A 14,862-nucleotide genomic window follows, 5' to 3' on the forward strand; every position below is an offset into this window, starting at 1 on the left:
AGGACGCTGCCGTCGGCCAGGAATGCGCACTTGGTGCGGAACGAGGCGAGCGGCAGCCGGACTTCGGTGACCTCGACCCGCTGCTCCACCGCCCCGATCCCCGGCACTTCGCGGGTGTGCGGCGGCACGTCCCAGGTCTCCCACGCGCGGTAATCCGGCCGGCGGGTCTCGGACACCAGGTATCCGCCGGGCCGCAAGACGGCCAGGCAGCCGGCCCCACAGCCGGTCGGGCCGCCCTTCGGCATTGACCTGGGACGCATATCCCAAAGATCAGGACGATTGTCCTGCCCGCTCGTGTTACCCTCCGACGGTCGAGACATCATATATCAGATCGGATCTGCTCGTGGCGTTCGAGAAACAGCGACAGCGGCTCGCCGGCGTGGTGGCGATCCCGGTGACCCCCTTCACCGCGGCCGGGGACGTGGACGCCGAGACGTACGAGCGGCTAGTCGAACGGCTCGTGCTGAGCGGCGTCGAGGTCGTCACGCCGAACGGCAACACCGGCGAGTTCTACGCGCTCGAAGAGCAAGAAACGCGACAGTGTCTCGAAGTCACCGCGAAGGCTGCGCGGGAGGCGAGCGTCCTCGCAGGCGTCGGCCACGACGTGCGCACAGCCGTGAAGGCCGCGAAGCACGCGCGCGCTTCCGGAGCGGACATGGTGATGATCCATCAGCCCGTGCACCCGTACGTATCGCGCGCGGGCTGGATCGACTACCACCGCGCTATCGCGAACGAAGTGCCCGAACTCGGGGTTGTCCTGTACGTGCGCAACCCCGCCATCGAGGGTGAAGATTTGGCGCAGCTCGCCGACGTCGCGCCGAACGTGCTTGGCGTGAAGTACGCGGTGCCGGACCCGGTGCGCTTCCGCACCGTCGCACGCGACGCGGGGTACGAGCGCTTCGTGTGGATCGCCGGCCTCGCCGAGCTGTCCGCCCCTGGGTACTTCGCAGTCGGCGCGACGGGCTTCACCTCCGGCCTGGTGAACGTCGCGCCGCAGATCTCGCTCGACCTGTTCCGCCGTCTCCGCAACCGCGACTTCGACGGAGTGATGGAGATCTGGGACCGCATCCGCCCGTTCGAAGAGATGCGCGCCGCGCACGGGAACGCCAACAACGTCAGCGTGGTCAAGGACGCCCTCTCGCAACTCGGCCTGTGCCGCCCCGACGTGCGGCCGCCGAGCAGGCTGCTGACCACCGCAGAGCGGGACCAGCTCTTCGGAATCCTGTCCTCGTGGGGGCTTTCGTAACGCGTCAGGCGAGCTCGGGCGGGAGGTCGAAGGCCGGGAACACTTCCGGACCGAACGTGGTCACCTCCGCGACACGGCCGCCGTCCAGCCGCAGCGTCACCAGCCCGAAGGCCCGGAACTCACCGACTGTGCGCGCGTACGTGGCGAGCGCGGGCAAACAGTTCGCGCGGGTCTCAACAACGCGGAACTCGGCAGCGTCGCCGCCATGGAATGCCGGGGCCCAGCCTTCGAGCACTGTGTCCCGCCCCGCGTACCAAGTCGGCTCAGACCCCATATGCCCGCCAGCGCCGGGAGCGTGACTGCAACGCACGTCTTCGCGCAACAGTTCAGCGAAGGCCGCTTCGTCGTGCTCTACGAGCGCCTTCACGTACTTCGCGACGACAGCGCGTTCCTCCTCGCTCGCGGACGCAGACGCCCACTCCGTACGTCGCGTAGGCAAGTGCTCCTGCAACTCGGCCCGCGCGCGCAACACATTGCTGTTAACCGACGCAGGCGTCGTACCGAGCGCTGAAGCTGTTTCACGCGCAGACCAGCCGAGTACGTCGCGAAGCACCAACGCAGCACGCTGTCGCGGCGAAAGATGCTGAATGGCGGCGAGGAATGCCAACTCCACCGTCTCGAGCGCGACGACGACACCGTCCGGTTGAAGCGCGCTGTCGGGTGCAGGCTGCAACCACGGCACCGCGACATCGGGGCGCGGTGCGAGGTCGGAGTCGTGCGCAACCGGCAGATCGAGCACCGGCAACTCCCGCGGGTGTGCTTCGAGGTGATCGAGACACGCGTTGGTCGCGATCCGGTACAGCCACGCCCGCAGGCTCGCGCGGCCCGCGTACGTCGAACGGCCGCGCCACGCGCGCAGCAGAGTCTCCTGGACCAGGTCTTCCGCATCGTCGAACGAGCCCAGCATCCGGTAGCAGTGCACCCGCAGCTCGTGCCGGTACGGCTCGGTCTCGCTCGCGAAGTCCGTCATCTGTTCAACCATGGCCGATAAGACGGCCGAACTCCGGAAAACTCAGCAAAGCCCAGCTCAACCAGGGTGTGGCGGAAGTTACTCGCGCGTTAAGAACGCGTCAGCACGACCGCCGGGGCCGTCAGAGGCCCGTTTCCGGGACGTTCCGGTCCGGGGTCAGCGCAGTGTGCTGGCGATGTTCGCCGCGATCGACATCGACCGGAGGTAACCGTGACGCTCAGCGAGCTGCTCCCGAGTCTCGGCTGCGAGGCCGCCGACCATCTAGAACCGGGACTCTGGCCGCAAGGCACCAAGCTCGGCGAAGGTGGCGAGTTGCTCTTCGCTGGCGCGCCGGTCAGCCACCTGGCGGCGCGCTTCGGTACGCCCGCGTACCTCCTCGACGAAGAACAAGTGCGCGAAACAGCCCGCGCGTACCGCCGTGCGCTGCCGGAGGCCGACGTCGCCTTCGCGAGCAAGGCACTCTGCACGCGAGCAGTGTTGCGCTGGGTCGCTGAAGAAGGACTGTCGCTCGACACGTGCTCCGCTGGAGAGATCGCTGTCGCACGCGCTGTTGGCTTTCCCGCGGAGCGCATCCTATTGCACGGCAACGCGAAGACCCCCGAAGATCTGAAAGCCGCACTGCAGTACGGCGTCGGCCGCATCGTCCTCGACTCTCTCGACGAAGTCGAACAACTCGGCGCGCTCGCACACGGCGCACAACGCGTCCTTATCCGCGTCACGCCCGGCGTCAGCGGCGACACGCACGCTGCGATCACCACCGGCACCGAAGGACAGAAGTTCGGCTTCTCGCTACGCCCCGACGTACGCGACAACGTCGACCGCGCTGTCGCCGCAGTGCTTTCGCAGCCAAGTCTGCAACTGACCGGGCTGCATTGCCACATCGGCTCGCAAGTGTCCCGTGTGGACCGTTACGAGGAAGCCGCACGACGGATGGTCGAAGTGCTCGTCCGCATTCGCGACCAATACGGAATCACGTTGCGCGACTTGGATCTCGGCGGCGGACACGCGGTTCCGTACGCCGACCGTGAAGCGTCCTTCGACCTCGACGGGTACGCGCGCCGCCTCCGCGTCGCACTGAGCTACGAATGCTCGTCCCACGAATTTCCCTTGCCACGACTAACAATCGAGCCCGGCCGCGCGATCGTCGGACCGGCTGGGATCACCGTTTACCGCGTGTGCGCTGTGAAACGCGGCGCGCGCACCTTCGTCGCTGTCGACGGCGGCATGAGCGACAACCCGCGCCCCGCGCTGTACGGCGCGCGCTACACCGCGCGTCTCGTCGGCCGTCGTACGAAGGCCGCGCGTACGCCGATGACGGTGGTCGGACGACACTGCGAGTCCGGCGACGTACTGGCGGACGTCTGCCTGCCCGACGACATCCACGTTGGCGACCTGTTGGCCGTACCGTGCACCGGCGCGTACCACCACTCGCTGGCGTCGAACTACAACCTCGTCGGCCGCCCACCGCTTGTCGGCGTACGCGACGGGCACGCGACGCTCCTCGTGCGCCGCGAAACCGAAGAAGACCTGCTTCGCCGCTGCTAGCTTTCGATGGTCTGACCGCCGCGGGCAACGGCGCCGCGCGTCAGACTTCGCCCGGCGAAGAAGTCACGGCAGGCGCGTTGCACGGCGAACATCAACGGAAAGCCCACAAGGATCGCCACGACACCAATCACCGCGACACCGCCGATGCCGAACACAGTGGTCTCTCCGGAGTCAGGCTTCGCGTACGCGATCGCTGCGAGCACCAGTACCGCCAGGAAGAACACGCCGCCCACGAAGGGCAGTAAGCCGCGAAGCAGGAAATTGCGCACGCTCGACAACAGTGTCCGGCGAAACACCCATACGCACGCAACCGCCGTCACCGTGAACTCGATCGCGATCGTGAGCCCGACCGCGTCGACCGAATCCGCCAGCACGTCCCGGCTCCACAACGCCAGCAGCACGTACAAGGCGAGCGACACCAGCCCGAACGCCCAGGTGGTCACCGACGGCGTCTGATACTTCGGGTGCACGCGGCCGAACACCTTGGGCAGTGCGCCGTGGCTGGCCATCGACAACGTGGTGCGCGCGGCGGGCATGATCGTGGCCTGGCTCGTGGCCGCGCCGCTGGTCAGCACGGACACGATCAGCAGCAACCCCATGACCTTGCCGAACCCGGACGTCCCGAACACCGCGCCGCCCAGCCCGGCGAGCACGTCCTCGGCGTTCGCCTCGTTGGCCAGCCCGATCCCGTGCTCGCCCACGCCCGCGAAGGCCAGCGACGCGACGGTCACCAGCAGGTAGTTGAGCACCAGCAGCACGGTCGACAGGATCGCCGCCCGGCCCGGCGCGTGCCGCGGATCAGCCGATTCCTCGTTCACCGAAAGCGAACTCTCCCAGCCCCAGTAGATGAAGACCGCGAGCAGCACCGCCGACACCGCCGCCCCGACACTCACTCCGCTCGGCCACAGCCAGTCCCACCGCGGCGTGGTCGCTTGCGGGCCCGCAGTGCCGCTGTAGACGCGCGTGAGCGCTACGACGGAAAAGATCACCAGGACGGCGAGTTCGATGCCGAGGAGGATCCACTGCGCCCGCGCGGACACCTCGATGCCGCGGTAGCAGAGCCAGCAGAGCGCGAGCAGCCACGCGCATCCGATCGCGGTCGTCACCGCACGGTTGTTCGCGAGGTCGTCTAGACCAAACAGCAGCAGCGTGTACCGGCCGGTCAGCGCGGATTGACTGCTCATCACCAGCAGCTGCTCCACCAGGACGACCCACCCGGTCATCCAGCCGACGCGGCTGCCGAACGCGCGGGTGGCCCAGGTGAAGTTGGTGCCGCAATCGGGTTCGGCGGCATTCAGTTCCCGGAAGGCACACGCGACGAACAGCACCGGGACGAACGACAAGAGCACGAACGCGGCGGCTTTGAACCCCGTTCCGGCGAGCACGATGAACCCGAGCGTCGCGGCGATCGAATACGCCGGGGCGGTCGACGACATCCCGATCACCGTCGAGGACACCATGCCCAGCGCGTTCGAACGGAGTCCCTTGGCCGGCACCACAGGCGCGGCGACGGCTTCGGTCATTGGAATATTCCTCCTCGGGATCGGCGGTTCGCGACCGTACCCGCTGTTTGCCGGAGCCAGAACGGGGGCGTGCGGGAGCGCACATGTCCGCCATCTGGAGAAGAAAACGGGAAAGGGTCTCCTGCTCTCCGGCTCCTGCCGATACGCTGCGCGTCTGACGAATCACATGCCGAAACACAGGGAGGGACGGCATGGGTGACGAAAACCGTACGAAAATCGAGGAACCGCGTGCTCCGAGAGCGCTAGACGGGACCGACCGGACGCTCATCACGCTGTTACAGGAAGACGGCAGGGCGTCGTTCACCGCACTGGCCAAGGCGGTGGGTCTTTCGGAGGGCGCGGTGCGGCAGCGAGTACAACGGCTGCTGCGAGAGGAAATGGTGCAGATAGTCGCCGTGACCTCGCCGGAACACGTCGACCTGACCCGAAGGGCGATGGTCGGCATCACGGTGGACGGAGACGCCCGCGAAGTGGCCCAGCAACTGGCCAAGGTCGCCGACGTACACCAGGTGGCACTCTGCTCGGGCCGCTTCGACCTGCTGGCGGAACTGCTCTGCCGCGACGACGACCACCTCCTGTCCGTACTCGGCGACGAGGTACGGCCAATCGCGGGCGTCGTCTCGACGGAGCTGTTCGTGTACCTGAAGCTCGCGAAACAGGACTATTCGTGGGGACGGCTCACCGCCTGATCCACGGGTTTCGCGGCCGGGTGCGGGCTAGGTGCACGGTCGGGTTTCGCCGATCGGGTTTCGCGGCAGGGCACAGGGCTGGGTTCACGGGTTGGCGTGCTCAGGCTGAGTTCTCGGTGGGGTTCTCGGTCTGACGTGCTGGCTGAGCTTTCGGCGCGGCGCGGCCGGACTGCTTGCTTGGCGGGGTCCTTGAGCTGGGCTCGTGGTCTCGGTTCGGGGCTGCCGTGCCCGGACTCGGGTCCTCCGGCGAGGCCAACGGGCTCCTGCGGGCCAACGCGGTCGGCCCGACGCTCCGGCTGCGCCGGACTGGTTCAGGCTGGCACCTGGACTGGACCGGCTGGCTCTCGGGCAGAACCAGGTGGTTCCCAAGGCGCGGTCCTCGGACACAGCTCCCGGCTGGTACTCCCAGCCCGGATCGGCTGTTCCTCGGACTGGACCACCTTGGTTCCGCGGCACGCTCCCCGTCCGCGGCGAGTTTCCCCGGCCTCGTTCGGCCGAATCCGGGACTTGCCAAGGCGGGACCGTCCAGGCCAGAGCACCGGCTTCGGAGTTCCGTTCCAGCATCAACGCCGGTCCCGGTTCTGAAAGCCCAGCACGAGCGTCAGTCCCGACAGCTCCGGCCGAGCCGCCAGCCCGGCGCGCTCCACTGCTGGCCCAGCAACGACGCTGGCCAGCACGGGCTTCCACCCGTTCCGGCAACGACGCTGGCGCGGCATCCGGTTCCGGCCGCAGCCAGCAACGACGCTGGCCGCACCTGATCCATCGCTCCGGCAATGACGCTGGCGCACCGCACAGTCCCGGCCGTTGGCTCCAGCAACGATGCTGACTCCACCGGCTCAGCAACGACGCTGCCCGACCGGCGAAGCGGGCCTAGCCGCCAGCTCCGGCAACGCACCCGGTCCCGGCACCAGGCCCGAACACCGGTTCCAGCACCCGTGCTGATCTCGGCAACGAACTCCAACCGCCGGCAGTACCTGGCAACGAGTTCCGACACCAGCGATCAGCATCCACGCCGGACCCGGCAGCGGGCCCAAGCCATCCGCGTCCATGCCCCCCCAGGCACGGACGCGAGCCACCGGCACCCGTGCCGACCAGGCAACCGGGACTCCGACCCAGCACCGACGCTGGCAGGAATCCCGGCAACGGTCCAGCATCGACGCTGGCCCGCCTGAGACCGCACACCGACGTTCCCTGCCCCAGTCCCCGGCACGGGAACGCTCGCCGATCCCAGCACGCCTTCAGCAAGCCCGGTCCCGCTCACCGGCACACCGCCGGCCTAGGCGAATTAACCGGACCGGCACTCGCCCGAACGAATTCACCCCGCTCCGACCCTGCTTCACGATGACTATTACCGCCTTTCCCCGATTAGACCGACTGGCCGAAGCCATCAGTTTCGCTAATACCCCCGAACGGCCGCACTGGTCGAATGTGCCCACCGCGCAATCGGAATAACGTGCCCGGGATTCCGTATGGACGTTCGGTCAACAAGCCCGTTCCGGATCCAATCCCAGGCCCGCGCACCCCGCCTTCCGCAATTGCCGAGCAGCCAATCGGCGCGGCTTATCAGCCCAGCAGAAATTCCCGCGGCGCGAGCGCCCGGTCGACCACGCGGGCTTCGCCGATCTCGCCGTAGAAGCTGCGCTCCACCTTGCCCCGGTACGACGAGGCGCCGACCAGCCAGCTGCCGCCCGGGTTGGCCAGACCGATCGCCGGCGTCTTGGGATTGCGCAGCAGCGGGCAGCCGTCGACGTAGAGCGTGCTGCGCCATCCGTCGTTGACGACCGCGACGTGCCACCACTTCGCCAACGGCAGTTCGTGGCCCCAATTGGTCGAAATCCCGTTCTGGTTCACCGGGAACACCGCCCACTGCAGCTCCGCGCCGTCCGAGACGCTGAACGTCGCGGCGGATTCGTTGGGGTCGTCGCCGGACTTCCCGGCCGCGCCGCCGTTGCCTAGGCGCGCGAAGATGCCGCACCAGCCGTGGGTGCCGTCGCGGAAGTCTTCGGGCAGCCGGATGAACGCTTCGACGGTATAGCCGCGCTGGAAGGTCAGGTTGTTCATCGGCGCGCTGTCGACGGTCTGGAGATACGCGCCGCGGCCAGGGTTGCGCGCGCCGTCGAACCGAAGGCTCGCCCGCGACGGTTGGCGGGGCGAGAAATCCGCCGAGTAAGTCAACGCGTCAGGCCCGCTGCCCGGCACGGTCGCGCGGCGCAGGTCGTTGCCGCGGCCGGTGAGGTCCTTGATCAGCGCGTTGTCCGGAACCGGAGCCCCCGCGCGGCCGCCCTCGAACCGCCAATACGCGACGGTGCCCGGCACGAGCTGCGGCTTCACCGGACGGGCAGGCGGCACCGGCACGGGCGCGAAACCGGCGAACCGCTTGTCGAAGTCGATGTCGATGCTGAAGTAGTCGACGTCGGTGCTGCGCTCCGCTTCGATGCGCTCGAGTTCGGTGAGGTCGCGCCGCCCGTCGAGCCACGGCGAGAAGGTGCGGACGTCGATCACGCCGCGGGCAACGTCGAACTGGTACAGCCGGATCATGCCGCTGCCGCCGTAGTAGCGGTCCTGGTAGTTCGTGAGGTGCAGGTGCACGTCGTGGCCGGCGGCGTTGCGCTTCACCAGACGACTCGGCGGCCAGTAGTGGCCGTTGAGGGTCAGGAAAATCTGGTCGCTTTCGTTGACGAACTCGTCCCAGACCTGTTTGCCGAAGTCCGACAGGAACGCTTTGCCCTGCTCGTCGGAGTTGACCAGCTCGTGGATCGTCAGGATGGCAGGCATCTTAGGGTGCTGCGCGAGAACCTGCTTCGCCCATGCGAATCCGCTCGCCGACGGACGCCAGTCCATCGCGAGCACCAGCCATTCCCGACCGGCGGCCCGGAACACGTGATAGGTGTTGTAGCCGTCCTTCGAGGAACCGCGGAACGTCGGCGAGTTCCGCTGCCGCTGCGGCCCGAACGCGTCGAGGTACGGCGTCCGGCCGCGCTGGTCGTCGGTGGAACCGTCGATGTCGTGGTTGCCCGCGAGCGTGCTGTACGGGAACCGGAACCGGTCGAGCACCTGGAACGACCGGCTGATGCCAGCGAACTCCCGAGCTTGGCCGTTCTGCGTGAGGTCGCCGAGGTGCGCGAGGAAGACAACGTTGTCGTCCTGCGCGTGCCGCAGCAGGTACGACAACGAGGCGTCCACCGGCGTCGAGTCGCCCCGGTCCTCGTCGAACAGGTACTGCGTGTCCGGCATGACCGCGATCGTGAACCGCGGGCTGTCACCGTCCGGCCGCCGAGCGACACCGGGATCAGCCGCGGCGATCCCGTTCAGACCAGGAAACGCGGACACCGCCGCACCGGCACCGAGGATTCCGGCACCGCGCAGGAAGTTCCGCCGTGAAGAGTCAGTCACGAGCAGGAAGCTACGGGCCGGTCCCGACCGCTACGGCAACAATTGCCGACGGCTCGATGAACAGCTCCGCGCCCCCGGCGTTTCTGTCCTGCGCAGGACAAACAGCGGTCCGCACCGACGCCGCTCAGTGACCGTCGCGTCGCCTTTGGTCGCCGACAAGCATGCCCGGCACCGCAAACCACAGCAGCCCGAACAGCAAGATCGCCATCCCGCCGACGAGCCCCATCGCAACCGGTCCGAATGAGACCTTCGCGATCAGCGCGACAGTCACCGTGATCGCCGCGGCAAGACACCCAAACCCAACGAGCACGACCCGGTTGCCGACCCGCAGGATCTGCTCCCGTCGCCCAGTCCGGAACAGCATCCGATGCCACGCCGCAGGAGCGATCAGCAATGCCGTCGCCGCGACGGTGAGCAGCACCGCGAGCAGATGCAGCGTCTTCTCGAACCCGCTGGCGTCATGGAACCGGCCCGTGAAGACCACCGACAGCAGGAACCCGAACAGGATCTGGACGCCCGCCTGCGCGACCCGCAGCTCCTGCAGCAGTTCGCCGACGTTCCGCTGCAACATCTGGTTCCGTGTCTCACCGGTGTGCTCGACGTCGTCGACAACCTCCGCCGGTCCGTCGACGCCCGCCGACCCCTCGACGTCCGCCGACCCAGCGACCTGCGCGGGACCACCGGCCTGCACCGATTCGCCCGCCTCAGCCGACCGAGCGGCCGCTGCCGATCCCGGGGCCTGCACCGACCCACCGACCACAGCCGACCGACTGGCCTCCGCCGATCCCGCGGCCTCCGCCGATCCCGGAGCCTCCGCCGACCCACGGCCCTGCACTGGTCCGCTGTCCTGCGTCGACCCGGTCGCCTGCGCAAGCTCGCTGGGTTGCGTCGACCCGGTCGCCTGCGCAAGCTCGCTGGGTTGCGTCGACCCGGTCGGTTGCCCCAGCCCGGCACTCTCCGCCGCTCCGCTAGCCCGCGCCGACCCGCTCGATCGCGGCGATCCAGGGACCTGCGCAGATTCTCCAGCCCGCGCTCGCCCGCTGGAGTGCGCTGGCCCGCCGCTGCCCGCCGGCCCGCCGCCGCTCGATCCGCCGTCAGCCGACCCGCCACTGCTGGCCTGCCCTCTGGAGTCCGCCGACCGACCGCTCTCCGACGGCCCACCGACCTCGGCCGACCCACTAGTGGCTGCCTGCTCGTGGTCGTCCGCGCGACGGCCGTCAAACCCCATGGCGCTGTTCGGGTCATCAGGCATGTCAGGCTCCACCGGTGCTCGCCAAAGCATCGCCGGGCAAGTCCGACGCTGCCACGCTGCCAAGTACCCAAGGCGGCAAGGCCCGAAAACTCGCCAGGCCAGCCGGGCGACCTGCAAGGCCGCCACAGCCGCCGTTCCGAGCTCCGTCACCTCGCCAGCCGCTCTTGCACGCAGCGCATGCCTCGAACCGCACCAGAGCGCCTCGGAGCCTGTCCGCGACGAGCACGAGCGAGCACCAGCACTGGACTCGCCCTCACGCCCCACATCCGGACAGAGCCCCAGGCCCTGTCTGACCAGGCCCACGTCTGACCTGTCCCTCGTCCGGCCCAGCCAACTTCTGAATCTGGCTGATCCCGACGCTGTCCCGCCCAGCGACCCCACGCACCTCACTCCGGCAGGGAAAGCCATCCCGAGATCCGGGCGACCTCCACACGTTCGAGTGGAGAACATGGCACGGCACGCACCGACTGGTTAGAGAAGTTCCATGCGTTTCCTCCCTAAGTTCCTTTCCGCGGCCTTCGCCGCCGGTCTCTCCGTCACGAGCCTCTCGGCCACTTCCGCCGCAGCCGCTCCGGCCACAGCCTCTCCGCTGCACTTCACCGCCGCCCGCGGCACATTCGAGGCATACGCACCGGGCAGCCATGCCGTCACCTACCGTCCGGATCTCGTGCCCGCCGGTGCCAAGGCGCACGTCTCCGCCCTGTCCGCCAGTCGCGTCGGCACCACCACCGTGCTGGTGATCAGCGGCCTCCTGCCGCAGCACGAATACGGTGCACACGCGCACGTCAACTCCTGCGGCGCCACCGGTGACGCCGCGGGCGGACACTTCCAGCACGTGCCGGACCCGGTGAAACCGTCGGTGGATCCGGCCTACGCCAACCCGCGCAACGAGATCTGGCTCGACTTCACCACCGATCGCTCAGGCATCGGTCATGCAACCTCCATTGTGGACTGGACATTCGACGGACGACGGGCGAAGTCCGTGGTGATCCACGAAACCCACACCCACACCAACCCCGGGCACGCCGGAACCGCGGGTGGACGGCTGGCTTGCCTGGACGTCGGCTTCTAAGGGGCCGCCCTCAGAATCCCCAGGACTTCTCCGGCACGATCCGGATCCGCACGGAGTAGTCGGCGTCGAAGGCCGCTGGATCGGCGAACCCGATACCGGCGTAATGCCGCTGGTACTTCGCCAGGTAGCCGGGCGCTTCGGAGGCCTTGGCCTCGTCGATGTGCGCACGTCCGTTGACGACGATGATGCTCCCGCCGTGTTCGTCGCTGTTCAGGTGGAAACTCACCTCGGGATTGGCGGCGAGGTGCCGGAGTTTGGCGGTGCCTGGCCGGCTGAAGACCACGATGTCCTCGCCGTCGAGCACGAACCAGACCGGCCGCGGCGCGGGGCGGCCGCTGGGAGTCACGGTGGTGAGCCAGGCGACGGATTCGCCCGCGCGTTCAATGAGTTTCGAGTCGTGAGTGTAGGTCATGGTCGGATACCTCCTCGGTAGGTTTCCCAGGTAACCACGAGCCACCGACAGTTCTGCCCCGCCGACCTTCACGCACCATCTAGAACCACCGCCCTGAGACAACTCACTTTTGTTGCCACACAAGGAAAAACCCCGATCCGAGATCAATCTCGATTCCCCGGATCGGGGGACTTCCCGCAAGCTCAGCGCGACGCGACAACCTTCGCGTACCGGGCACCCGCCACAAGCAGGATCACCCCAGCGCCGAGGAACGCGCCCACGCGAGCCAACCCGTCCAGTGCGGCAAGGTCGAACAACACGAGCTTCGCGACAGCAGCGGCCACCAATACCAGCCCGGCGATCCGCAACGCGACCACCTCGATCCCCCGCAGAAGAAGAACGAACGCCACCACGGTCCAGGAAACCGTGACGAGCGTGTGGCCAACCAGGAATCCGACGCGACCAGGGGCTACGAGCATGGACGCGGCGAGCACCAGCCCAGCAGCGCCGTAGAGCGCGCACAATCCCGCAGGCAGCCAAGGCGCAAGACTGGCCGACTTCACCACATCGAGCCGAATTGCCGCCCACGGCAACGCAATCGCCGCAGCGAGGAGAAGCGCGGCCGAGGCCAGCGCGGTCAGGAGAAGGTCTCGCGGATGCCAATGCGGGAGCACCAGCAGCGCCGGGGTCACCTCCGACCCGAGCGCGAACAGTCCACCGATCACGGCGAAGACGAGAGAACCGCCTAGCGCGAAACGGTTTCGAGCGAACTTCGCCGCGAACGCGAGCACTACTGCTTCGCCAAGCAAGACAGCCCCGCCATCGAACTGCGTGACGGTCGCCTGCATCGCGGCGACGAGACCAGCGATTCCCGCGACAGTACCGGAATTCCCTCGAACGAGGATCCAGGTCGCGATGAGCACGGCCGCCGTTCCGCCCGCGAGAAGCACCGATTCCGGCCTGTGCAGAACCAGCGCGGCAACCAGGATCGGCAGCGGGGAAACAGCCAGGACGGACAGCGAGTAGGGCTCATTGTCATTGCGCCGCAACGAGATCAGCGCTGCCGCCGCGCTGGCCACACCAGCGGCGAGCACTGCCCACACCGGCAACGTGCGCAGCCCGATACCGATCATCGCCGCTGTCAAGGGAGGAATGGCCGCAGTAAACGAAAGGGGCCACCACGACCGTCGAAGCTGGACAGGGACGGTCGCGATCTGGATCATGAGAAGGAACGTCACGAGTTCATCGGTGAAGCCCCAAGTGATCAGGGGCGCACACACTCCGCATCCTCCCACCACGGCAGTCGCCAGGAGAGGGGAATCCCATTTGACCGCAAGCACAAGTCCGCCCACCGCGATCGCCAAGCCGACCGCGAGCCCGGCGGGAACCGGCAAGAAATCGAACAAGGAGGTGGCAGCGACAGTGTCAAGGTAGAGCGTCGCGATCCCAGTGGCGACAAGGGCGAATGCTCCCGTGCGCGCCGCCGGCTTGCGGTGCAGCCAAGCACCCGCGCCGACCAGGATCCCGCCGAACGCAGCACCGACCGCGACCCGCGGCAACGGTCCGAGCCAGCCGCGCTGGATGGCCAGGATCAGCAACAGGACGACCCCGAGCAACGTCACCGCGCCGCCGACCCACGCCAGCAGCCGCGAACCGGCACCTTCACGGCCGAGTCGCTCCCGCAGCGTCGGAGGCGGGGTGTAAAGCGGCGGAGCGTAAGGCGGCTGACCGTATGGCGGCTGGCCATACGGTGACTGTTGGAAGGTTGCCTGCGGGTGACCTTGAGCGGACTGGTCGGCGGTCGGCTGCCCGTGGCTCGGTTGGGCGGCGGACTGTCCGGCTGCAACATCGCCAGAGGCGGGTTGCCCAGTCCCGGTTTGTGGCGTCGACGGGTGGGTCGCGCCAGCCATGGGTTGGGCGGAATACGTTGCTGCGTAAGGGTTGTACGCGTAGTAGCCCGGGTGGGGGTGGAAGGCTGCCCCATGCGCGGCTGAGTAGGCCGGGTACAGGTACGGACCCGTGCCCTGCGCAGCTTGGTAGCCCTGGGCGGGCGAGTGACCAGGAGCAGTCGGATAGCTGTGGCCAGGTGCAGGAGGCTGGCCAGGTCCGGCGGGGTGGCCCGGTGCGACGGCATCGCCCGGTTCGGCAGCTGTGCCCGGCTCGGCAGGGCGACCTGACGCGGACGGCTCGCCCAGCGCCGCGGTCTTGCCCGACGCGGACGGCTCGCCCAGCGCCGCGGTCTTGCCCGACGCGGACGGCTCGCCCAGCGCCGCGGTCTTGCCCGACGCGGTCGTCTTGTCCGGCGCGTCGGTCCCGCCCGGCACAGCAGCCTGGTTCGGGCCAGCGGCGGTCCGATCCGGCGCAGGGGCGACTTGGTCCAGCTCAGCGGCAGTCTGATCTGGCAGGGCGGCAGCCTGTTCCGGCGCGACGGAAGGGACTGCCTTGTCGGCAGGCCCCTGCGCAGCCGAGTCGTCGGAGCCGAAGCCTGGCGCGGCCGGGTAGCCGGAGCCGACGGGCTGAGTGCCGCCAAGCGGGTAATCCGCCTGCGACGCCTCCCCGGTCGACGCTGCCGGCTCGGCGTGGCCGCCCGGGTGGCCCGGCGTCGGCCGGGAGCCCGCGGCCGTGTCCAGGACGGATGGCTCGTCGGGCTGGTCGGTGGCCGACTCAGTCTGGGGGCGCACTGCGCGAAGTTCCGCGCCGACGTGGTTCAGGCGGCGGCCGAGGTCGTCCAGTTCGCCGGCCAGGCGGTGGAGCGTTGCAGCTTCCGTGGTCATACCGGAC

Annotated in this window: 9 protein-coding genes and 1 pseudogene; 4 read left to right on the plus strand and 6 right to left on the minus strand. The window is 68.3% G+C overall.

All coding sequences use genetic code 11. The annotated features are described in order from the left end of the window. The first annotated feature begins 343 nt into the window (after positions 1–343). Positions 344–1,246 (plus strand): dihydrodipicolinate synthase family protein, encoded by a 903-nt coding sequence (locus tag H4281_RS21250; protein ID WP_182892696.1) that lies wholly within the window; start codon positions 344–346, stop codon positions 1,244–1,246. Between the two features lie 4 nt (positions 1,247–1,250). On the opposite strand, the gene H4281_RS21255 is transcribed toward H4281_RS21250, so the two are convergent. After that, positions 1,251–2,228 carry an RNA polymerase subunit sigma-70 gene (locus H4281_RS21255; protein WP_182892697.1) on the minus strand — a complete coding sequence of 326 codons (978 nt, stop codon included), beginning with the start codon at positions 2,226–2,228 and terminating at the stop codon, positions 1,251–1,253. Between the two features lie 198 nt (positions 2,229–2,426). On the opposite strand from H4281_RS21255, the gene lysA reads away from it, so the two are divergent. After that, on the plus strand, positions 2,427–3,761 hold the full coding sequence (lysA, locus tag H4281_RS21260; protein WP_182892698.1) for a diaminopimelate decarboxylase: 1,335 nt from the start codon (positions 2,427–2,429) through the stop codon (positions 3,759–3,761). On the opposite strand, the gene H4281_RS21265 is transcribed toward lysA, so the two are convergent. Beyond that, a complete protein-coding gene (locus H4281_RS21265) occupies positions 3,758–5,284 on the minus strand; it encodes an APC family permease (RefSeq protein WP_182892699.1) in 1,527 nt (508 codons plus the stop codon). The genes lysA and H4281_RS21265 overlap by 4 nt on opposite strands. A gap of 191 nt (positions 5,285–5,475) precedes the next feature. Here H4281_RS21265 and H4281_RS21270 point away from each other — a divergent pair, with 191 nt between their 5' ends. After that, the gene (locus tag H4281_RS21270; protein ID WP_009084674.1) at positions 5,476–5,973 is read left to right on the plus strand and encodes an Lrp/AsnC family transcriptional regulator; all 498 of its coding nucleotides are present in this window, start codon (positions 5,476–5,478) and stop codon (positions 5,971–5,973) included. A gap of 1,563 nt (positions 5,974–7,536) precedes the next feature. Here the strand turns inward: H4281_RS21270 and H4281_RS21275 are convergent. Together H4281_RS21275 and H4281_RS21280 are read right to left on the minus strand one after the other, a co-directional pair. Next, positions 7,537–9,366 (minus strand): LamG-like jellyroll fold domain-containing protein, encoded by a 1,830-nt coding sequence (locus H4281_RS21275; RefSeq protein WP_182892700.1) that lies wholly within the window; start codon positions 9,364–9,366, stop codon positions 7,537–7,539. Between the two features lie 124 nt (positions 9,367–9,490). After that, positions 9,491–9,964: pseudogene (locus tag H4281_RS21280) on the minus strand (DUF6328 family protein); the annotation flags it as partial. 1,138 nt (positions 9,965–11,102) lie between these two features. On the opposite strand from H4281_RS21280, the gene H4281_RS21285 reads away from it, so the two are divergent. Further along, complete coding sequence (locus tag H4281_RS21285) at positions 11,103–11,690, plus strand: superoxide dismutase (protein ID WP_182892701.1); 588 nt, start codon at positions 11,103–11,105, stop codon at positions 11,688–11,690. Positions 11,691–11,700: 10 nt separating this feature from the next. Here the strand turns inward: H4281_RS21285 and H4281_RS21290 are convergent, their stop codons facing one another. Beyond that, positions 11,701–12,102, minus strand: a complete 402-nt coding sequence (locus tag H4281_RS21290; RefSeq protein WP_182892702.1) for a TIGR03667 family PPOX class F420-dependent oxidoreductase — start codon at positions 12,100–12,102, stop codon at positions 11,701–11,703. Positions 12,103–12,284: 182 nt separating this feature from the next. Further along, entirely contained in the window at positions 12,285–14,855 is a 2,571-nt protein-coding gene (locus tag H4281_RS21295) for a DUF2339 domain-containing protein (protein WP_246412168.1), read from the minus strand. Positions 14,856–14,862: the final 7 nt, after the last annotated feature.

The sequence above is a fragment of the Amycolatopsis dendrobii genome, assembly GCF_014145675.1.
Lineage (GTDB): Bacteria > Actinomycetota > Actinomycetes > Mycobacteriales > Pseudonocardiaceae > Amycolatopsis > Amycolatopsis dendrobii.